At 65.0% G+C, this 20,083-nt stretch carries 19 protein-coding genes; 10 read left to right on the plus strand and 9 right to left on the minus strand.

What is annotated here, in order from left to right:
- The first annotated feature begins 83 nt into the window (after positions 1-83).
- Positions 84-1,094 (plus strand): Hint domain-containing protein, encoded by a 1,011-nt coding sequence (locus tag BMW90_RS11845; protein WP_074836719.1) that lies wholly within the window; start codon positions 84-86, stop codon positions 1,092-1,094.
- 9 nt (positions 1,095-1,103) lie between these two features.
- On the opposite strand, the gene BMW90_RS11850 is transcribed toward BMW90_RS11845, so the two are convergent.
- Positions 1,104-1,706 carry an HD domain-containing protein gene (locus BMW90_RS11850; protein WP_074836721.1) on the minus strand — a complete coding sequence of 201 codons (603 nt, stop codon included), beginning with the start codon at positions 1,704-1,706 and terminating at the stop codon, positions 1,104-1,106.
- Between the two features lie 270 nt (positions 1,707-1,976).
- Here BMW90_RS11850 and BMW90_RS11855 point away from each other — a divergent pair, with 270 nt between their 5' ends.
- The 3 genes from BMW90_RS11855 (at position 1,977) to BMW90_RS11865 (ending at position 5,211) form a co-directional block, all read left to right on the plus strand.
- Entirely contained in the window at positions 1,977-2,984 is a 1,008-nt protein-coding gene (locus BMW90_RS11855; protein ID WP_048532005.1) for a DctP family TRAP transporter solute-binding subunit, read from the plus strand.
- A 156-nt stretch (positions 2,985-3,140) separates the two neighbouring features.
- Positions 3,141-3,830 carry a TRAP transporter small permease gene (locus BMW90_RS11860; protein WP_048532004.1) on the plus strand — a complete coding sequence of 230 codons (690 nt, stop codon included), beginning with the start codon at positions 3,141-3,143 and terminating at the stop codon, positions 3,828-3,830.
- A gap of 4 nt (positions 3,831-3,834) precedes the next feature.
- Positions 3,835-5,211, plus strand: a complete 1,377-nt coding sequence (locus BMW90_RS11865) for a TRAP transporter large permease (protein WP_074836723.1) — start codon at positions 3,835-3,837, stop codon at positions 5,209-5,211.
- 142 nt (positions 5,212-5,353) lie between these two features.
- Here BMW90_RS11865 and tpiA read toward each other — a convergent pair whose 3' ends face one another.
- Positions 5,354-6,109 (minus strand): triose-phosphate isomerase, encoded by a 756-nt coding sequence (tpiA, locus tag BMW90_RS11870; protein ID WP_074836724.1) that lies wholly within the window; start codon positions 6,107-6,109, stop codon positions 5,354-5,356.
- Between the two features lie 149 nt (positions 6,110-6,258).
- On the opposite strand from tpiA, the gene BMW90_RS11875 reads away from it, so the two are divergent.
- Both BMW90_RS11875 and dddP read left to right on the plus strand, forming a co-directional pair.
- Complete coding sequence (locus tag BMW90_RS11875) at positions 6,259-7,167, plus strand: isopenicillin N synthase family dioxygenase (RefSeq protein ID WP_074836726.1); 909 nt, start codon at positions 6,259-6,261, stop codon at positions 7,165-7,167.
- A 102-nt stretch (positions 7,168-7,269) separates the two neighbouring features.
- Positions 7,270-8,622: a dimethylsulfonioproprionate lyase DddP gene (dddP, locus tag BMW90_RS11880; RefSeq protein WP_074836728.1), complete on the plus strand. Its 1,353-nt coding sequence runs from the start codon at positions 7,270-7,272 to the stop codon at positions 8,620-8,622.
- Between the two features lie 22 nt (positions 8,623-8,644).
- Here dddP and BMW90_RS11885 read toward each other — a convergent pair whose 3' ends face one another.
- From BMW90_RS11885 to rimK, 6 genes are all read right to left on the minus strand, one after another.
- Positions 8,645-9,040 (minus strand): HesB/IscA family protein, encoded by a 396-nt coding sequence (locus BMW90_RS11885; RefSeq protein ID WP_048531999.1) that lies wholly within the window; start codon positions 9,038-9,040, stop codon positions 8,645-8,647.
- Positions 9,041-9,064: 24 nt separating this feature from the next.
- A complete protein-coding gene (locus BMW90_RS11890; protein WP_074836729.1) occupies positions 9,065-9,631 on the minus strand; it encodes a sugar O-acetyltransferase in 567 nt (188 codons plus the stop codon).
- Between the two features lie 6 nt (positions 9,632-9,637).
- Positions 9,638-10,000: an SUF system Fe-S cluster assembly protein gene (locus BMW90_RS11895; protein WP_048531997.1), complete on the minus strand. Its 363-nt coding sequence runs from the start codon at positions 9,998-10,000 to the stop codon at positions 9,638-9,640.
- Between the two features lie 175 nt (positions 10,001-10,175).
- On the minus strand, positions 10,176-10,451 hold the full coding sequence (locus BMW90_RS11900; protein ID WP_048531996.1) for an NfeD family protein: 276 nt from the start codon (positions 10,449-10,451) through the stop codon (positions 10,176-10,178).
- Positions 10,451-11,338 (minus strand): SPFH domain-containing protein, encoded by an 888-nt coding sequence (locus BMW90_RS11905; protein WP_074836731.1) that lies wholly within the window; start codon positions 11,336-11,338, stop codon positions 10,451-10,453. Before BMW90_RS11905 ends, BMW90_RS11900 begins: the two co-directional genes overlap by 1 nt.
- Positions 11,339-11,610: 272 nt before the next feature.
- The gene (gene rimK / locus BMW90_RS11910) at positions 11,611-12,996 is read right to left on the minus strand and encodes a 30S ribosomal protein S6--L-glutamate ligase (protein WP_048531994.1); all 1,386 of its coding nucleotides are present in this window, start codon (positions 12,994-12,996) and stop codon (positions 11,611-11,613) included.
- 176 nt (positions 12,997-13,172) lie between these two features.
- Between rimK and tgt the strand changes: the two genes are divergently transcribed.
- From tgt to BMW90_RS11925, 3 genes are all read left to right on the plus strand, one after another.
- Entirely contained in the window at positions 13,173-14,300 is a 1,128-nt protein-coding gene (tgt, locus tag BMW90_RS11915) for a tRNA guanosine(34) transglycosylase Tgt (protein ID WP_074836810.1), read from the plus strand.
- A 93-nt stretch (positions 14,301-14,393) separates the two neighbouring features.
- A complete protein-coding gene (locus BMW90_RS11920) occupies positions 14,394-15,428 on the plus strand; it encodes a fatty acid desaturase (protein WP_048531993.1) in 1,035 nt (344 codons plus the stop codon).
- Positions 15,429-15,615: 187 nt separating this feature from the next.
- Positions 15,616-16,428, plus strand: a complete 813-nt coding sequence (locus BMW90_RS11925; protein WP_139211347.1) for an extensin-like domain-containing protein — start codon at positions 15,616-15,618, stop codon at positions 16,426-16,428.
- Positions 16,429-16,435: 7 nt separating this feature from the next.
- On the opposite strand, the gene BMW90_RS11930 is transcribed toward BMW90_RS11925, so the two are convergent.
- Positions 16,436-17,302, minus strand: a complete 867-nt coding sequence (locus BMW90_RS11930; RefSeq protein ID WP_211568867.1) for a hypothetical protein — start codon at positions 17,300-17,302, stop codon at positions 16,436-16,438.
- Between the two features lie 332 nt (positions 17,303-17,634).
- Between BMW90_RS11930 and lon the strand changes: the two genes are divergently transcribed.
- Complete coding sequence (gene lon, locus BMW90_RS11935) at positions 17,635-20,046, plus strand: endopeptidase La (protein ID WP_074836735.1); 2,412 nt, start codon at positions 17,635-17,637, stop codon at positions 20,044-20,046.
- Positions 20,047-20,083 lie beyond the last annotated feature (37 nt).

Genomic DNA, 20,083 nt, shown 5'->3' on the forward strand with positions numbered 1-20,083 from the left:
CGGGCCGGATTGACGCCGGCCTCCGGCATGCCGCATTCTCGGCGCCGAGCAGAATGAATAACAGTCAGAAAAAAGGGTAAAAAATGCCCAGCTATACGATCTATTCCCTGGGAGAGTCGCAGATTTCGATCTCCGGGGGGGCCGAGCTTTCGGGGTACGACCAGGGCGACGGCTCGCATCTGGTCGGCGAGACCATCACGCTGAACTCCACCGCCTGGGAAACGATTGACGTCGACGACAGCGAGAACAATTTCGAGGACACCGACAGCAGCCAGACGCTGGACGGCGCGCAGAGCTTTGACGGAGTGTCATATGACAGCGGCCTGCGGGTCGAGGCCGAATATCAGCTTGTGGTGCAGGATCCCGACGGCAACAGCTACACGCTGATCGGCTTCAACATCAACGAACCGGGCGGCGGGGCCTCTTATGGCACGGTCGAAGGGCTGGCCTTCATGGGCGGCCCCGGGGGCTTTCCGCCGCCGGGTGTGCCGCTGACGGTGGTGTCGGCCTCCGAGGGCGGATCGCGCCCCTATGAAGAACTGGCCACACCGGTCTGTTTCCGCGCCGGCAGCCGCATCGCCACCGAAACCGGCCCGGTCCGGGTCGAGGCGCTGGCGCCGGGCATGCGGGTCAAGCTGCATGGCGGCGGCACGGCCGAGGTGCGGCAGGTGCTGATGAAGCGTTATCCCTTGGCCGCGGTGCGCGAGGACCGGCGGTTCTGGCCGGTGCGCATCGGTCCCGAGGCACTGGGCCCGGGACGGCCGCGCCGCGCGGTCGAGCTGTCGCCGCAGCACCGGGTTCTGGTGCGCGACTGGCGGGCCCAGATCTATTTCGGCGAAGAGGCCGTGCTTGTCCCCGCCATCAAGCTGACCAATGGCGACAGCATTCGCCAAGTGGCGCCCGAGGGCGATCTTGTCTATGTGCATGTGGCGCTCGCGGGGCATGAGGTGCTGATCTGCGAGGGGCTGGGCTGCGAATCGTTCCTCGGTGACGTGGCGCAGGGCCTGGCCGCCTATTTCGAGACCGACGCCGAGGTTGCGCCGCCCACCGCATTGCCCGCGATCCGGGACCGTCGGCTGGTCTGTCTGCGCTGAGGCGGCGGCTCAGAGGGCGCCGCCGCGGGGCTGCGCCGCCTTGTGCCGCGTCATCGCGTCCACACGATGCCGCAGATCCCGCAAAAGATCGGTCTGCGCCGTGCGGCTGACGCCATAGCCGAGGTTCCACAGGTAGTCGAAATCGGGCTGCTGCGTGCCGGTGACGTGCTGCACCATGGTCTCGATCTTGTCCAACCCCTTGGCCAGCGCCGCTTCCGGCGTCTCGCCCCGGTCGTATTCCTCCCAGAGCGCGAGCAGCCGCGTGGTGACATCCTCGGGCAAACCGTCGCAGAGCGTCAGAAGATCGGCACGCTCACGGGCGGATTTGTCGTCCTCCGTGGTCTGGTGGATCGCCGGCACGTCGCCCGAGATCGCTTCGCCCAGATCATGCACCAGGCAAAGCCGCAGGAGCTGTAAAAGGTCGGCGCCGGCAATCTCGTCCTCGAGCAGCAGCACCAGCAGGCAGAGCGACCAGCTGTGCGCCGCCACGCTCTCGGGCCGCCCTTCGGCGGTCCGGCCCGAGCGCAGGGTATCCTTCAGCCGTTCGGCCCGTTGCAGAAAGGCAAGCAGCCGGTCGAGCCGGTCGGGCGGGATGTCTTCGGGCTGCGTCATGCGGGACAGGGTGACCGCCCCGCGGGAGATTCGCCAGCCCCGCCGACCTGTGCGGATTTTCGCACTGTTTGCCGCTAACCTTGTGCGGAATTTCGCACAGGTGTCATGTGGTGCTCGGACTTGAAATTTGAAATTTAAATAAAATCAGTTGGTTGAAGGATTATTCTCACCTGAGATCACAACCTCTTGAGCGGATTCCCGCCGCGCTGTCTAGTACGGTCATCGGTCCGGAGCGCACTCCGGGCGCGTCAATTCTCGGGAGGAGAGACCATGAAAACATTCCTGACAACCGCCGCAACTGCCGTGGCCTTGACCGTCACCACCGCATCCGGTGCGCTGGCGGCCTGCGAAGAGGGCGAGATCGTCATCAAGTTCGCCCATGTCACCAACACCGACAAACACCCCAAGGGCATTGCCGCCTCGCTGCTGGAAAAGCGCGTCAACGAGGAAATGAACGGCAAAGCCTGCATGGAGGTCTTTCCGAACTCGACCCTCTACAACGATGACCAGGTGCTCGAGGCGATGCTGAACGGCGACGTCCAGTTCGCGGCGCCCTCGCTGTCGAAATTCGAGCGCTTCACCAAACAGTTCCGGATTTTCGATCTGCCGTTCATGTTCAACGACATCAACGCCGTCGACGCCTTCCAGAACTCGGAAACCGGCCAGGCGATGAAGGAATCGATGACCCGCCGCGGCCTGCTGGGCCTGGCGTTCTGGCACAATGGCATGAAGCAGATGTCGGCCAACAAGCCGCTTCTGGTGCCGTCCGACGCCGAAGGCCTGAAGTTCCGGGTGCAATCGTCGGACGTGCTCAAGGCGCAGATGTCGGCAATGGGCGCCTCGCCGCAGCCGATGGCCTTCTCGGAAGTCTACGGCGCGCTTCAGACCGGCGTTGTCGACGGTCAGGAAAACACCTGGTCCAACATCTACGGCCAGAAGTTCTTTGAGGTGCAGGACGGCATCACCGAGACCAACCACGGCATTCTCGACTACCTGCTCGTGACCTCGGTGGATTTCTGGGACAACCTGCCCGATGATGTGCGCGAGCAGCTCCGCACCATCGTCGACGAGGTGACCGAAACCCGGAACTCGGAATCGGCCAAGGTGAACGGCGAGGCCAAGCAGGCGATCATCGATGCCGGCGGCACCGTGCGCCAGCTCGACGCCGATCAGCGCCAGGCCTGGGTGGACGCAATGAAGCCGGTCTGGGCGGAATTCACCGAGGACGTCGGCCAGGAGAACATCGACGCCGCGCAGGCGATCAACAACATGAACTGATCCGGCACTGCCGACCCGGCCCGCTTGCGGGCCGGGACCGCCAGACCGCGGGGACAGGGGCCGGGATCCGCAACGATCCCGGCCCGCTTCACTTCCGGGGCACGGCCGGCAACGCGCCGGGTGTCCGGCAACTTCCAGACGAAAAGGGGACGGGCGATGTCAGCCCATTACGAACCCAAGGGGATTCTGGGCCGCATGGTCCATGAGCTCGAGGAAACCTTCATCGCGCTGATCCTCGGCGCCATGACCATCATCACCTTCATCAACGTCGTTTTGCGCTATGGCTTCAACACCGGGCTGATCTGGGGGCTGGAGATGACCGCCTTTCTCTTCGCTTGGCTGGTGCTCTTCGGGGTGAGCTATGCGGTCAAGGTCACCGCCCATCTCGGCGTCGACGCGGTGATCAACCTGTTCGACCGGCCGGTGCGCAAGGCGCTGGCGCTGATCGCCGGGGTGATCTGCATCGTCTATGCCTTCCTGCTGCTCAAGGGGTCCTGGGACTACTGGGCCAATTTCGCAAATCTGCCGCAGACCACCGGCCGCTGGTTCCCCACCGGCTTGGAAGAGATGGGGCGTTCGTCGTTCCGCGCCTGGTACGAGGTCAACGACATCCCGATGCCGGCCTTTCTGGCCTGGCTCGGCGATGCGATGAACGAAGGCGAGGCCTACGAGAAGATCCCGCGCTTCATCCCCTATGCCATGCTGCCTTTCGGCGCGGCGCTGCTGCTCTTTCGCTTCATCCAGGCCTTCCTGCGTCTGGTGACTGACAAGGCCGAGGGGCTGATTGTCAGCCATGAGGCCGAAGACGCCGTCGATGATGTCCGCCACATGAACTACGAGGAATAACCCAATGGAAGTCGTCTTCCTCTTTGTCATGGTGATCGGCCTGATGCTGATCGGCGTGCCCATCGCCGTTTCGCTCGGCATGTCGTCCATCCTGTTCCTGCTGCTGCTGTCGGACACCTCGCTGGCCTCGATTGCCCAGACCTTCTTTCAGGCGATGGCAGGCCATTACACGCTGCTCGCGATCCCGTTCTTCATCCTGGCGTCCAGCTTCATGTCGACCGGCGGCGTGGCGAAACGGATCATCCGCTTCTCGATCGCGCTGGTCGGCCATTTCCACGGCGGCCTGGCGATCGCCGGCGTCTTTGCCTGCATGCTCTTTGCCGCGCTCTCCGGCTCGTCGCCGGCAACCGTGGTGGCCATCGGTTCGATCGTCATCGCCGGCATGCGCCAGGTCGGCTATTCCAAGGATTTCGCCGCCGGCGTGATCGCCAACGCCGGCACCCTGGGCATCCTGATCCCGCCCTCCATCGTCATGGTGGTCTATGCCTCCGCCACGGATGTGTCGGTCGGGCGGATGTTTCTGGCCGGTGTCATTCCGGGGCTGATGGCGGGCACCATGCTGATGGTGACGATCTACATCATCGCCCGCATCCGCGCGCTGCCCAAGGGCGAATGGAAGGGCTGGGGCGAGGTCTTCGAGTCCGGCGCAGAGGCCGGCTGGGGCCTGTTCCTCATCGTCATCATCCTGGGCGGAATCTACGGCGGCATCTTCACCCCGACAGAGGCGGCGGCGGTGGCGGCGGTCTATGCCTTCTTCATCGCCACCTTCGTCTATCGTGACATGGGGCCGCTGTCGCGTCCCGAGGGCGAGCGCAACCTGTCGCTGATGCAGAAACCCATCGCGCTGGTCACCGCCTTCGTGCACCGCGACACCCGCGACACGCTGTTCGAGGCCGGCAAGCTGACGGTCACGCTGATGTTCATCATCGCCAATGCACTGATCCTGAAACACGTGCTGACCGACGAGCAGATCCCGCAACAGATCGCCGCCTCGATGCTCGCGGCGGGCTTCGGCGCGGTGATGTTCCTGGTGATCGTGAACGTGATCCTGCTGATCGGCGGTCAGTTCATGGAGCCCTCGGGGCTGATCGTGATCGTGGCGCCGCTGGTGTTTCCGATTGCCATCGAACTCGGCATCGATCCGATCCACCTCGGGATCATCATGGTCGTCAACATGGAGATCGGCATGATCACCCCGCCGGTCGGCCTCAACCTCTTTGTCACCTCCGGGGTGGCGGGGATGCCGATGATGCGGGTGGTCAAGGCGGCGCTGCCCTTCCTCGCGGTGCTCTTTGTCTTCCTGATCATGGTGACCTACATCCCCTGGCTCTCGACCTGGCTTCCCACCACCTTCATGGGGCCGGAGATCGTGGTTCAATAGACCGGAGCCCGCGCCGCCGCGCGCCTGTTCCCGACAAACCAAAAAGGCGACGCTCCATCCGGGCGTCGCCTTTGCAGTCTGCTTTCCTCTTGCCGGAAATACCGCGGGGAGCGCGAGGGGCTGGCCCCTCGCTGCCGCAGTCTCAGCCCGCGCTGGCCTCGAGGGCGTCGATGATCGGGCCGAAATCCTCAGGCTTCAGGCTGGCGCCCCCCACCAGCGCACCGTCGACATTCGAGACCGCAAAGATCTCGGCCGCATTGCCCGGCTTGACCGAACCGCCGTAGAGAATGCGGATGGCATCGCCGGCCTCGGCGCCGAACCGGCGGGTGAGGCCCGTGCGGATGAAATCATGCACCTCGCCGATCTGATCGGTGGTGGGCACCTTGCCGGTGCCGATCGCCCAGACCGGCTCATAGGCGATGACCACGCGCGCGCCGCTGGCGCCATCGGGGGTGGAACCTTCGAGCTGGGTGCCGATCACGTCGAGCGTCTGCCCGGCGTCGCGCTCTGAGAGGCTTTCGCCGAGGCAGATCACCGCGGTCAGCCCGGCGGCAATGGCGGCCTCGGATTTGGTGCGCACCAGGGCATCGCCTTCGCCATGGTCGGCCCGGCGCTCGGAATGGCCGAGGATCACGTGGCTGGCGCCAGCGTCCTTCAGCATCCCGGCCGAGATGTCGCCGGTATGGGCGCCGCTGGTGGCGCCGTGGCAATCCTGTCCGCCAACCGCGATGGCGCTGCCCGAGAGCGCCTCGGCGGCGCGGCTGAGCAGGGTGGCGGGCGGGCAGATCAGCACGTCGCAGCCGGCGGAGCCGTGGCTTTCGGCCAGGGTTGTCAGCCGGGCGAGCTCGGCCGAGGTTCCGTTCATCTTCCAATTGCCGGCGGCAAGTTTTCTGCGCATGACCACTCCTCTGGTTTGATTGGCGCGCATCATTGCCGCTGCCGGCCAAAGGTCAACCCCGGTTGCAGGACCGCGGGGGTTCTGAAACACAGGGGGCCGAGGCACAGGGGCCCGACGCACAGCGGCCGGCCGGCAAGGGAGGCGCCAGCATGATACCGAGGATCGACGCCTGTTCGCTGCGCGCGGGCGATCCGCTGACGCTCGATGCCCTGCGGGTGGCGGCGCAGGAGATCGGCTTTCTCGTCCTGACCGGTACCGCGCTCGATGCGGCCCGGGTGACGGCGGTGATCGCCGCCTACCGCGATTTCTTTCGCCGGCCCGAGGCCGAGAAACGCGCGGTCGACATGGCGCGCACCGGGTCGAACCGGGGCTGGGGCGCGGCGCAGAGCGAACAGGTCGATCCCGGCGCCAATCCCGATTACAAGCAGGTCTTCGATTGCGGCTTTGAACTGGCGGCGGGCGATCCGCTGCGCGGCCTTGATCTGCCGGTCTATGCCGACAACCTCTGGCCGGCGCGGCCCGCGCGGTTCCGGCGCATCGTGCAGGCCTATTACAGCGATGCGCTGGTCGTGGCGCGCGACATGCTGCGCGGCATCGCGCGGGCCATCGACGCGCCCGAGGATTATTTCGACGACAAGTTCACCCGGCCGATGGCGCTCTTGCGGGGCAATTACTATCCAGAACGCCCGACCTGGGCCGGCGAAAAGGATTTCGGCATCGCCCCGCATACTGATTACGGCTGTCTGACGCTGCTGGCCACCGACGGGGTGCCCGGGCTCGAGGTGCAGACCCGCGACGGGCGCTGGCTGCCGGTCGCGGCACAGCCCGGCAGCTTCATCATCAATTTCGGCGAAATGCTCGAGATGTGGACCGAGGGGCAGGTGGTGGCGACGCTGCATCGGGTGAAGGGCTCCGAGCAGGAGCGAATCTCGGTGCCGATGTTCTTCAACCCCAATCATGACGCCAATGTCGCGCCGCCGGGCTCGGGTGTGGTGATCCGCGCCGGCGATCACCTCGCCAAGCGGTTCAACGAGACGTACCTGCATCTGAAGGGCTGAGGCGGACGGCAGGTCGTTTCCGCCGCCCCGACAGGTCGCAATCCGGCGCATCGGGGCGTCTGGCATCGGGTCATACTCGGTGCGAGCGATCCCGGAGGCCCCATGAGCAAGGACAGGTTCGAACCCTACAGCACCCGGCGCAAGATCGATCCGGGCCGGGGGCGGCGGCTGGCCGACAACACGCCCAACGATGCTGATCGGGTCGAGATCGGGCCGACGCGGCTGGCCTATGACGAATGGGCGGCGGCGGGGCTGGCGCTGCCCGATCTTCAGGCGATGCGGCGCTGGCGCTGGCAGCGTCTGGTGCAGGCGGTGCAGGCGCGCGGCTGGGGCGGGCTTCTGATCTTCGATCCGCTCAACATCCGCTATGCCACCGACAGCACCAACATGCAGCTCTGGAACACCCACAACCCGTTCCGCGCCGTGCTGGTCTGTGCCGACGACTACATGGTGATCTGGGATTACCGGGTGGCGCCGTTTCTTTCCGGCTTCAACCCGCTGGTGCGCGAACAGCGCTCGGGCGCCGATCTGTTCTACTTCAGCCGCGGCGACGGGCTGGAGGCGGCAGCGACGGTCTTTGCAGGCGAGGTGCGCGATCTGCTGGCTGACCATGGCGGCGGCGAGATGCGGCTGGGGGTGGACAAGATCATGCAGCACGGGCTGCGGGCGCTGGAGGGGCTGGGCATACGCCTCTTCCCCGGCGAAGAGGCCACGGAAAAGGCCCGCAGCATCAAGGGGGCGGACGAGATCCGCGCAATGCGCTGCGCGATCCATGCCTGCGAGGCGGCCATGGCCGAAATGGAGCGCTTTGCCCGGGCAGAGGTGCCGCGCGGCGATGTGAGCGAAGATGACATCTGGGCGGTGCTGCATGCCGAGAACATCCGCCGGGGCGGCGAATGGATCGAGACGCGGCTGCTGACTTCGGGGCCGCGCACCAACCCCTGGTTTCAGGAATGCGGCGGCCGGATCGTGCAGGAAAACGAGATCCTCGCCTTCGACACCGATCTGGTGGGCGCCTATGGCTTCTGCACCGACATCAGCCGGACCTGGTGGATCGACCCGGGGCCGCCACGGCCCGACATGGTCGACGCGATGCGCCACGGGCTCGACCACATCCGAAGCAACATGGACATGCTGGGGCCGGGCGTGCAGATCGAGGATCTGAGCCGCAATTGCCACCGCCTGCGGCCGGAGTTCGAGATGCAGAAATACAGCTGTCTGGCCCATGGTGTCGGGCTCTGCGATGAATGGCCGCTGGTGGCCTATCCCGATCACACGATGCCCGGCGCCTTCGATTATGCGCTGGAACCGGGCATGACGCTTTGTGTCGAGGCGCTGATCAGCCCTGAGGGTGGCGATTTCTCGATCAAGCTGGAGGATCAGGTGCTGATCACCGAGACCGGTTATGAACTGCTGTCACGTTATCCCTATGACCCGCGGCTGACCGGGCACTGAGCGGCCGGCGGAGCGGCGTGGCTCAGCTCAGCTTCGGAATGCCGTCGGGGAATTCCTCGGCCAGCTCCTCGACATCCTTGAACTTGATCGATTCGCCGCAGCCGCAGGCGTCTTCGACATTGGGATTGTTGAATTTGAAGCCGCTTTCCAGAAGCGAGGTCTGGTAGTCGATCTCGGTGCCGAAGAGGAACATCTGTGCCATCGGCGCAATCATCACGCGGGCGCCATCCTGATCGACCACCTCGTCGTTTTCGCCGATCTCGTCGGCGAAATCCATGGTGTATTCCATGCCCGCGCAGCCGCCTTTCTTGACGCCGATGCGCAGGCCGGCATGGCCTTTCTGCTGCATCAGTTTCACGATCTGGCGGATCGCGGCGGGGGTCATGGTCACGGCTTGCTTGCCGGGGATGCCAAACATGAGCGGGTCTCCTTTGCGCCTTACCTAAGCCTGCACCCGGCGCGAAACAAGCGGGCGGGCCGGATTTCCGCCAACCGTGATGCCGGCGGCCACGTCGCGGGTGACAACGGCGCCGGCGCCGATCACCGCGTCATCGCCGATGCTGACGCCGGGCAGAAGGATCGCGCCGCCGCCGATCCAGACATTGCGGCCAATGGTCACCGGCCGGCCGAATTCCAGCCCCCGATCACGGGTTTCCGCGTCGCGCGGGTGATCGGCGGTGAGGATCTGCACATAAGGGCCGATCTGGGTCATGTCGCCGATGGTAATCGGACAGACATCGAGCAGCACGCAGCCATAGTTGAGAAACACCTTGTCGCCCAGAAACACGTTCCAGCCGTAATCGACAAAAAGCGGGGCGCGCAGGGCGCAGCCGTCGCCCCGGCGGCCCAGAAGTTCATCCAGAATGGCGGCGCGGGCCGCGCCTTCGCCGTAGATCGTGGCATTGTAGTCGCGCATCAGGCTCTGGGCGCGCTGCCGCGCCGCCACCAGCTCAGGATCGCCGACATCATAAAGCTCGCCGGCCTGCATGCGCGCCTTCTGCGACGTCATCGGCGCCTACATGAACCCCAGCTCGAGCCGGGCCTCGTCGCTCATCATGTCCATGCCCCAGGGCGGATCCCAGGTGATCTCGACATCGACCTCCTGCACGCCATCGACGGGCGAGACCGCATCCACCAGCCAGCCGGGCATTTCGCCGGCCACCGGACAGCCCGGCGCGGTGAGGGTCATGATGATCATGACCTTGTTTTCGGGGCTGATCTCGATCGTGTAGACCAGACCGAGATCGTAGATATTCACCGGGATCTCGGGATCATAGACCGTCCGGCAGGCTTCGACGATATTGTCGTAGAGCGGGTGTTCGGTGCTCGAAGGCTTGATCAGCGGCGCGCCTTCCATTGGCGCGGTGGCGTCATTCATCACGGGGCCTCGTTTGATTTCTTACCAAACATATAGGGAATGGGGGCGGCAGGGTCCAGAGGGGCCGATGCCGCGGCAGCACGCGCGCCCCGGGCCAGACCCGGGGCCTCTTGGCCCGAGCCGCGAAAAACCGAGGCCTCGGCAGCGGCGCCGGGGCGGGCCGGGAACCGAGACGTCAGTCGTTGATGTCGCGGTCGAAATGTTTGACCTGGCCTTTGGGCAGCGAAAACAGCCGTCGCAGCACCAGCCAGGCCAGCAGCGACAGGGCCGCAAAGACCAGCAGAATCATCGCCGGTGACAGCCAGGCCAGCGGCCCCAGCATCGCCAGCCCGACCAGCGCCGCGCCAATCGCGAAGCCGAGAAAGACGAAGCCCGGCACCAGCACCTCGAGGCTGCCCAGCACCAGCGCCGCCGCCAGCCAGACCCACCATGTGTTGACCAGTTCCGCCATCACGCCCGGCCCTTGAGCAGCTTGAAGGCATCGCCGAAGGCCTCGAGCGCCTGCGCCGGGATCACCACCGTCTGGTTGCCGGCGCTGGCGCCTAGGCCGGCCATCGCCTCGACCTGTTTCAGCGCCACCTGGTATTGCGCCGCCTCGATGCCGTGGTCGGAGATCGCCTGGGCCACCACGGCGGTGGCATAGGCCTCGGCATCGGCCTGGATGCGGCGTGCCTTGGCGGTCTGTTCGGCGGCATAGAGTTCGGCATCGGCGTTCAGTTCGACGGCGCGTTTGGCACCCTCGGCCTTGGTCACCTGTGCCCGGCGCTCGCGTTCGGCATTGAGCTGTTGCAGCATCGCTTCACGGGTCGCCTGATCGAGATTGACGTCGAGGATCTCGGCCCGTGTCACCTCGATCCCCCAGTTGTCCACCGCGTCCTCGACGCTGTGCTTGATGGTGTCGATCAGCGCCGACCGGTTGGATTGCACATGATCGAGCTCCATCTTGCCGATCTCGGCGCGGACGATGCCGGCCACCGTGGTCTCGATCGCGGCGTCGATGTCGCGGATGCGATAGACGGTCTTTTCCGGCTCGATGATGCGGTAGAACACCGAGGTGTCGACCTGCACCAGCACGTTGTCCGAGGTGATGGCGTCCTGCGAATGGGTGGGAAGCTGCCGTTCGAGGATCGAGATCCGGTGCGCGACCCGGTCGAGGAAGGGCACGATGAAGTTGATGCCGGGACCAAGCACCGCATGCAGCCGGCCGAAGCGTTCGACGACGAATTTTTCGGATTGCGGCACGATCTTGACCCCGCGCACGACAACGAGGATCAGGAACAGCGCCGCCAGCAGGATCACCAGATTGTCCTGCAACAGGGGAAGGATCACGTCTTCCATGGGTTCTCTGCGAGCTCCGGGTCTGAGGCCCGAAATCGCGGGCGGATCGTTTTGTAATGCTGTGGTCAGTATAACGTTCGAAGGCAGGCGGGGAAGGGCGCTTTCATGAGAACTGTCTGATTTTTCAAGACCTCCCGAAGCGGCGCATCCCCGGGCCGCGGCGCGGCGATCCTCGGCGTGTGCCGAAACGGTTTATGCCCGCCGGGCCCATCCGACCGCTGAACAATGCGCCTGCGGGCAGGCAGCCCGCCGGCAACCCGCGCGGCATGATTTCAATCCGTCTTCCGCCGCCGCACCGGCTGCGGCCGCACATGGGTCTCGATGTGATCGTAAAGCAGACCGGCGATGTTCTTGCCGCTGGCCTTCTCGATCCCCTCGAGCCCGGGCGAGGAATTGACCTCGAGCACCTTCGGCCCGCCTTCCGAGCGCAGCAGATCGACCCCGGCCAGTTTCAGCCCGAAAACCCGCGCCGCCTTGACCGCTGCCTCGCGCTCGGCCTTGGAGATGCGCACCACCTGCGCCGATCCGCCACGGTGCAGGTTGGAGCGGAAATCGCCCTCGGCGCCGGTGCGTTTCATCGCCGCCACCACCTTGCCGCCGACCACCAGGCAGCGGATGTCCTCGCCGGCCGCCTCCTTGACGAAATCCTGCACCAGGAAATTGGCCTTGAGCCCGCGGAAGGCATCGATCACCGATTGCGCGGCCTTCTTGGTCTCGGCCAGCACCACGCCCTTGCCCTGCGTCGATTCCAGCAGCTTGACGATCAGCGGCGCCGTGCCCACCAGCCCGATCAGCCCGTCGGTGTCCTTGGGCGAGGCGGCAAAGGCGGTGTTCGGCATGCCGATCTTGTGCCGCGCCATGAGTTGATGGGCACAGAGCTTGTCGCGGCTCTGGGTGATACCGGCCGAACCGTTGATGCAATAGGTGCCGATGGTCTCGAACTGGCGCACCACGGCGGTACCATAGCTGGTGATCGAGGCGCCGATGCGCGGGATCACCGCGTCATAGCGCGGCAGCCGCTTGCCATCGTAATAGACATCCGGCGCCAAAGCGTTGATCGCCATGTAACAACGGGTGGTGTCGATGGTCTCGACCACATGGCCGCGTTCCTCGCCCTCGGCCACCAGCCGCGCCGTGGAATAATTCGCCTCGCGCGACAGCACCGCCACCCGAAGCGCCCGGTTCGGTGCCATCTTGCGCACGCGGGTCGAATGATAGACGTCAAAGCTCAGCTCGGGCTGCTGGAATTTCTCGGCCGGCACCACGGTGACCGCCTCGGTCAGCGCCTGACGGCCCAGCAGCATGTGGTTCGACATGCCGCGCCGGTCGGTGAGTGTCACTTCGATCGGCCAGGATTTGGTGCCGACCTTGATGTTGGTGCGGATCACGTAGCGGCTCTCGGCCTCGCCATTGGACGAGATCACCTCGCGCCGGTCGATGATCTCGGCCGAGCAGGGAATCGAGAGATCGTCCCGGCCGGGGATCGGGTGGACGGCAAAGCGGACCTTGGGCTTGGACGCCGGGCCGAAGCGTTCGATCTCATAGGCGTGCAGCGCCGAGGTGCGCGCGCCGGTGTCGACCTTGGCGCGCAGCGCCGGCAGGCCCAGGTCGGGCAGCGATACCCATTCTTCCCATCCCAGCTTGATCTCTTCGCTCATGTTTCATGCCCCCGGTTGCCGTGCGGGGCAGCGGTAGCGATTACGGGGCGATGTAGCAAGGAAAGAACGGGCAGGGGGCTGGGATCATCATGCATGGGCTGCAAGCTAAGGCAGAGCCGGCGCGGGTCAAATCCGCGCTCTCGACAAATGCCGTCAAACCGGGCAAATCCGGGCGCATGACACAGACCTCCTTCACGCTTCACGCCAGTGATGGCCGCGCCCGCACCGGGGTGATCTCGACCCCGCGGGGCGATATTCGCACCCCCGCCTTCATGCCCGTCGGCACCGCCGCCACCGTCAAGGCGATGCTGCCGGAAAGCGTGCGCGAGACCGGGGCCGATATCCTGCTGGGCAACACCTATCACCTGATGCTGCGGCCTACGGCAGAGCGCATCGACCGGCTGGGGGGGCTGCATGTCTTCATGAACTGGCAGCGGCCGATCCTGACCGACAGCGGCGGCTTTCAGGTGATGAGCCTGGCGAGCCTGCGCAAGCTGACCGAGCAGGGCGTGTCGTTCAAATCGCATATCGACGGCTCGAAACACATGCTCAGCCCGGAACGTTCGATGGAGATCCAGCGGCTTTTGGGCTCTGACATCGTGATGTGTTTCGATGAATGCCCGGCCCTGCCTGCCGACCGCGACCGGATCGCCGAGAGCATGGAGCTTTCGATGCGCTGGGCCGCGCGTTCGAAAGCGGCCTTTGGCGACCGCCCCGGGCACATGCTGTTCGGGATTCAGCAGGGCGGGCTGGAGCAGGACCTGCGCCAGCACTCCGCCGAGGCCTTGCGGGAGATCGGCTTTGACGGCTACGCCATCGGCGGGCTGGCGGTGGGCGAAGGCCAGGAGGCGATGTTCGGCTGTCTCGATTTCGCGCCCGGACAATTGCCCGAGGACCGGCCACGCTATCTCATGGGGGTGGGCAAGCCCGACGATATCGTCGGCGCGGTAGCGCGGGGCGTCGACATGATGGATTGCGTGCTGCCGTCGCGATCGGGGCGCACCGGGCAGGTCTTTACCCGGCTGGGCCAGCTCAACATCAAGAACGCGCGCCATCAGGACGATCCCAGGCCGCTGGACGAAAGCTGCGGCTGTCCGACCTGCCGCAACTATTCGCGGGCCTATCTGCATCATGTGTTCCGCAGCCAGGAGATCATCTCGTCGATGCTGCTGACCTGGCACAACCTGCATTATTACCAGGAACTCATGGACGGAATGCGCACCGCCATCGCCAAGGGCGGCTTTGCCCAATGGGCGTCCGAGTTCCATGCCCAGCGGGCCCAGGGCGACATCGATCCGCTGTAGAGCCGCGCCGCAGAGCCGGATGACGTTAAGCTAACGTTTGCATGCTTGGGTTATTGCTCTATGAAGCCGGCCAACCAACGAGCAAGCAGGCGCATGACCGAGACACCGCAATCGCCCCGGCGATCCCCCGAACCGCGCGCCGCGCGCGACTGGGTCAAACTCCTTTCGGAATACCGTGATCCCGATACCACGCGCAGCTGGTTCGAGCTGGCGGTGACCATCGGGCCCTTCGTGCTGCTCTGGGCGCTGGCCTGGTGGTCGCTCGGGGTGAGCTACTGGCTGACGCTGGCGCTGTCGTCGCTCAACGCGGCCTTTCTGCTGCGGCTCTTTGCCATCCAGCACGATTGCGGCCATGGCGCGTTTTTCCGCAACCGCACGCTCAGCGACTGGCTGGGCCGGGTGCTCGGCGTGCTGACGCTGACACCTTATGACGTCTGGCGGCGGTCGCATTCGATTCACCACAGCTCTGCCGGCAATCTCGGCCGGCGCGGCATGGGCGATATCCACACCCTGACCGTGGCGGAATATCGCGACCTGACGCCTTACAACCGGCTGATGTACCGGCTTTATCGTCATCCGCTGGTACTGTTCGGCCTGGGGCCGGGCTATCTGTTCTTTCTGCAAAACCGCCTGCCGCTCGGCTTGATGGAGACCGCGCGCTACTGGATCAGCGCGATGTGCACCAATGCGGCGATCCTCGCCCTGCTGGGGCTGATCTTCTGGTTTGGCGGGCTGATGCCGATCCTGCTGATCTTCTTGCCCTCGACGCTGCTGGCCGCCACCGCCGGGGTCTGGCTGTTCTATGTGCAGCACCAGTTCGAGACCACCCATTGGGAGGCCGAGGAAGACTGGCAGTTGCACGATGCCGCGCTGCATGGCAGCTCGCATTACGTGATGCCGGCGGTGCTGCAATGGCTGAGCGCAAATATCGGCATTCACCACGTGCATCACCTGCACAGCCGCATCCCGTTCTATCGCCTGCCGCGTGTGCTGCGCGATCACGCAGATCTGGCCACCGGCAACCGGATGACGATCCGCGAAAGCTTTCAGAACGCGCGCCTTCATCTTTGGGACGAAGACAGCCGCCGGCTGCTGTCGTTCCGCGAGGCGCGGACGTTGATCGGCTAGGGCGGCTTCGGCAGGTCGTCGCCACCGGCCGGCCTGGACGGGAACCCGAGGCGAAACCCGGCGTTGACCGGCCATGATACGCCGAATCCGCCACACCGCTTATGTGAGTTCGCCGCCGGCCCGGCCAGCGCCGCGCGGGGACGCGCGGCCGCGACACATGCCGCCGGCGGCGGCGGCTGGCGACCGGGTGTCACAATCTGGCGGGATGTGGGGCGCGGTTCTGGTCGCGGCGCTGGTCGCCTTTCCCGTCGTGGCGCAGGAGGCGGACGCGCCCGCCCGGCCCGAGGTGCCGCCCGAGACTTCCCTGAAACCGCAGGCCCGGCCTGCTGACCGCGCCGGCACGCCCGATGCCGATGAACCGGGCCGCGACGCGCCGCTCGCCGCCGGGCAAGCTCTGGCGCCAGAGACGCCGCCGAAACCCGACCGCATCGCCATGGGGACGGCTGAGCTGGCGGCCTGTCTTGCCGCGCTCGATCTCCTTGGCGTGCAATATCAGACGATTGCCCCGATCAGTGAACCGGAGGATGCCGCCTGCGGCATCCGCCAGCCGGTCGAGGTCAGCGCCCTGCCGGGCGGGGTGGCGCTGGAGCCGGCGGGCCAGATGCGCTGCGAAACCGCGCTGGCGCTGGGGCAATGGGTGCAGGATTTTGTCATTCCGGCGGCAGAGAGGCTGCCCGAGCGCGGGGCGCTGGCGGCGATCGACCAGGGCAGCAGCTACATCTGCCGCCGCCGCAATTCGCAGCCCGATGGCAAGCTGTCGGAACATGCGGTCGGCAATGGCATCGATATCACAGGTTTCCGCTTCGCGTCCGGCGCGCCGATCCCGATCCAGCCACGCGAACGTGACGGCGGCATGGCCGAGGCGTTCCAGGACACGGTGCGCGCCACGGCCTGCCTGCATTTCACCACGGTGCTGGGGCCGGGGACGGATGCCACCCATTCCGATCACCTGCACCTGGACGTGATCGCCCGGAGCAGCGGCTTCCGGCTCTGTCAGTGAGTGCCGCTCACGCCCGGAGCTTCAGCAGACCTTCAATCGCGTCCTGACGGCCTTCGCCGATGTAGCGGTTGTAATCGGGGTGCTCGAACAGGTGGCCATAATAGATCTGGTGGCGGTACGGCAGGTAATCCTGATGGATCAGGTTCTGGTTGCGGTGGATGCGGATCGCCTCCTGCCCGGCGTTCAATTCGGCAATGGCGCGCAGCTGGCCATTGTGTTCGCCGTACATTTCGAGCTCGGAGCCGAGAACATCGTCGAAATACATGAAGATCCGCGGCAGGAAATGTTCGGGCTTCTCTGCCACTTCGTCAAAGATGCGAAAGCTTTCGCGGGTCGAGGAATGGTAATCGGTGTCATTGAACATCACGCCGATCGGGGCGGGCTTGTGGGCATCGAGAAAGCCGGCGATGGTTTCGCGGATGTCGCCGATCACCAGCTTGGCCTGTGGCACCCGGGCTTGCAGCGCGGCCTGGTCCATCCGGTATTGCTTGGCGGCGAACCAATAGGGCAGGTCATAGGCGCCTTCCGGCTCTGGCATGCCGGCGCCGGTGTCAAAGCCGTAGCATTCGACGGCGACCCCGGTTACCGCCTTCACATGTTCGGCAAAGTCGCACATGTAGGCCAGCCCGTTGCCGCCGGCGACGCCGAACTCGATGGCCGAGATCCGGTCATGGCCCAGTGCCTTGCCCAGCCGCGCGGCATTGAGCATGCACCAGGCGTAATGCGGGCGCTCGACGGCCAGCATGTCGACCTGGAAATCGACCGAATACTTCATCCGCGACGCGGTGGCGCGGATCAGCTTGCGGGTCAGCGCCCCGGCCATGGAATTGCGAAACTCGCGCGAATAAAGCAGGTCGGAAATCATCGCCTTCATGCGGTACCCCATATATGACAGCCGGCGCGGCGTGCTGCCGGCCGGGATAAAATACGTCGGGCCGGACGATGGCCCAAGGATTGCGCGCGGTATGGCCAACAATTGTGGCGATTTTGCGAGCGATGGCCGGGTGGATTGCGGCCCGAATCCCGGGGCTGACCCAAGATACCCGCTTGCCCCGCCGCCGCCGCGCGGGCATTCTGAACCGGACAAGACCAACCGCCCATCCTTGAATGGGACAGGGCACCGCCCTACTTGATTAGCCTGACAGGAACTGGTGAGTGCTGCCGCAAAGCGGGGCCGTGCCAGTTTGCCAAGAATAAGGAAAGAGCATGCAAGACCCCCTCAACTCAAGCTATCCCGTGCTTCCGCTGCGCGATATCGTGGTCTTCCCGCATATGATCGTGCCGCTTTTCGTGGGCCGTGAGAAATCGGTTCGCGCGCTGGAAGAGGTGATGGCCGACGACAAGCAGATTCTGCTGTCGAGCCAGATCGACCCCGCCGTCGATGACCCCGAAGCCTCGGGCATCTACAAGGCGGGCGTGCTGGCCAACGTTCTGCAACTGCTCAAGCTGCCCGATGGCACCGTCAAGGTGCTGGTCGAAGGCGTGGCGCGGGTGCGTATCGTCGAATACCTGGAAAACGAAGAGTTTTTCGAGGCGCGTTGCGATTACCTGACGGAAATGCCGGGTGACCAGGCGTCGATTGAGGCGCTGCTGCGCACCGTCACGGCCGAGTTCGAGCGCTATGCCAAGGTCAAGAAGAACATCCCCGAAGAGGCGCTTGTCGCCGTGTCCGAGACCGAGGAGCCGGCCAAGCTGGCGGACTTGGTGGCCGGGCATCTGGGCATCGAGGTCGATCAGAAGCAGGATCTGCTGGAAACGCTGTCGGTCTCGGAACGGCTGGAAAAGGTCTATGGCCTGATGCAGGGCGAAATGTCCGTCCTTCAGGTCGAGAAAAAGATCAAGACCCGGGTCAAGAGCCAGATGGAGCGCACCCAGCGCGAATATTATCTGAATGAGCAGATGAAGGCCATTCAGAAGGAGCTGGGCGACGGCGAGGACGGCGCCAACGAGATCGCCGAGCTGGAAGAGAAGATCGCCGGCACCAAGCTGTCGAAAGAGGCCAAGGAAAAGGCCGAGGCCGAGCTGAAAAAGCTCAAGAACATGAGCCCGATGTCGGCCGAAGCCACGGTTGTGCGCAATTACCTCGACTGGATGCTGTCGATCCCCTGGGGTGTGAAAAGCCGCGTCAAGAAGGATCTGAACAAGGCGCAGGGCGTGCTTGATGACGATCACTACGGTCTGGAAAAGGTCAAGGAACGCATCGTCGAATACCTTGCGGTGCAGCAGCGCTCGAAGAAGCTGAAGGGCCCGATCATGTGCCTTGTCGGCCCTCCGGGCGTGGGCAAGACCTCGCTGGGCAAATCCGTCGCCAAGGCCACGGGACGCGAGTTCATCCGCATCAGCCTCGGCGGCGTGCGGGACGAGAGCGAGATCCGCGGCCACCGCCGGACTTACATCGGCTCGATGCCGGGCAAGATCATCCAGGCGCTGAAAAAGGCCAAGACCACCAATCCGCTCATCCTGCTCGACGAGATCGACAAGATGGGGCAGGACTTCCGTGGCGATCCGGCCTCGGCCATGCTCGAAGTGCTCGACCCGGAACAGAACGGCACCTTCGTCGACCACTATCTCGAAGTGGAATACGACCTGTCGAACGTGATGTTCCTGACCACCTCGAACAGCTACAACATGCCCGGGCCGCTGCTTGACCGGATGGAGATCATCCCGCTGGCCGGCTACACCGAGGACGAGAAGACCGAGATCGCCAAACGGCACCTGATCGGCAAGCAGATCAAGAACCACGGTCTGAAAAAGACCGAGTTCGAGCTGACCGACGAGGCGCTGTCGGACATGGTGCGCTATTACACCCGCGAGGCCGGGGTGCGGAACCTCGAGCGCGAGATCGCCAAGACCGCGCGCAAGGCGGTGACGCAGATCGTCAAGGGCGAGAGCGACAAGGTGGTCGTGAACTCCGGGAACCTCTCGGATTTCCTCGGCGTGCGCAAACACCGCTTTGGCCTGGCCGAGGATGAGCATCAGGTCGGGGTCGTGACCGGGCTGGCCTATACCTCTGTCGGCGGCGACCTGTTGCAGATCGAGGCGTTGCGCCTGCCGGGCAAGGGCCGGATGAAGACCACCGGCAAGCTCGGCGACGTGATGAAGGAATCGATTGACGCGGCCTCGAGCTACGTGCGCTCGATCTCGCCGCAGATCGGGGTCAAGCCGCCGAAGTTCGAGAAGTGGGACATCCACGTCCACGTGCCCGATGGCGCCACTCCCAAGGACGGCCCCTCGGCCGGTCTGGCGATGGTGACCTCGATCGTCTCGGTGCTGACCGGCATTCCGGTGCGCAAGGACATCGCCATGACCGGCGAGGTCTCGCTGCGCGGCAATGCGATGCCGATCGGCGGGCTGAAGGAGAAGCTTCTGGCGGCGCTGCGCGGCGGGATCAAGACGGTCTTCATTCCGGAAGAGAATGAAAAGGACCTGGCGGATATCCCCGACAACGTCACCTCGGGGCTCAAGATCATTCCCGTCACCCATGTTTCGGATGTGCTGGAACAGGCGCTGATCCGCAAGCCCGAACCGGTGGAATGGGATGAGGCTGCCGAAGAAGAGGCCGCAGCCCGGCGCGCGCTCTCGAAGGGAGACGACACGACGAGCGCCGTGGCGCACTGAGCCTGTCGCGAGAGAAATGACCGAGGCCGTCCGATCC

It is taken from the genome of Marinovum algicola (genome assembly GCF_900109145.1).
GTDB classification, from domain to species: domain Bacteria; phylum Pseudomonadota; class Alphaproteobacteria; order Rhodobacterales; family Rhodobacteraceae; genus Marinovum; species Marinovum algicola.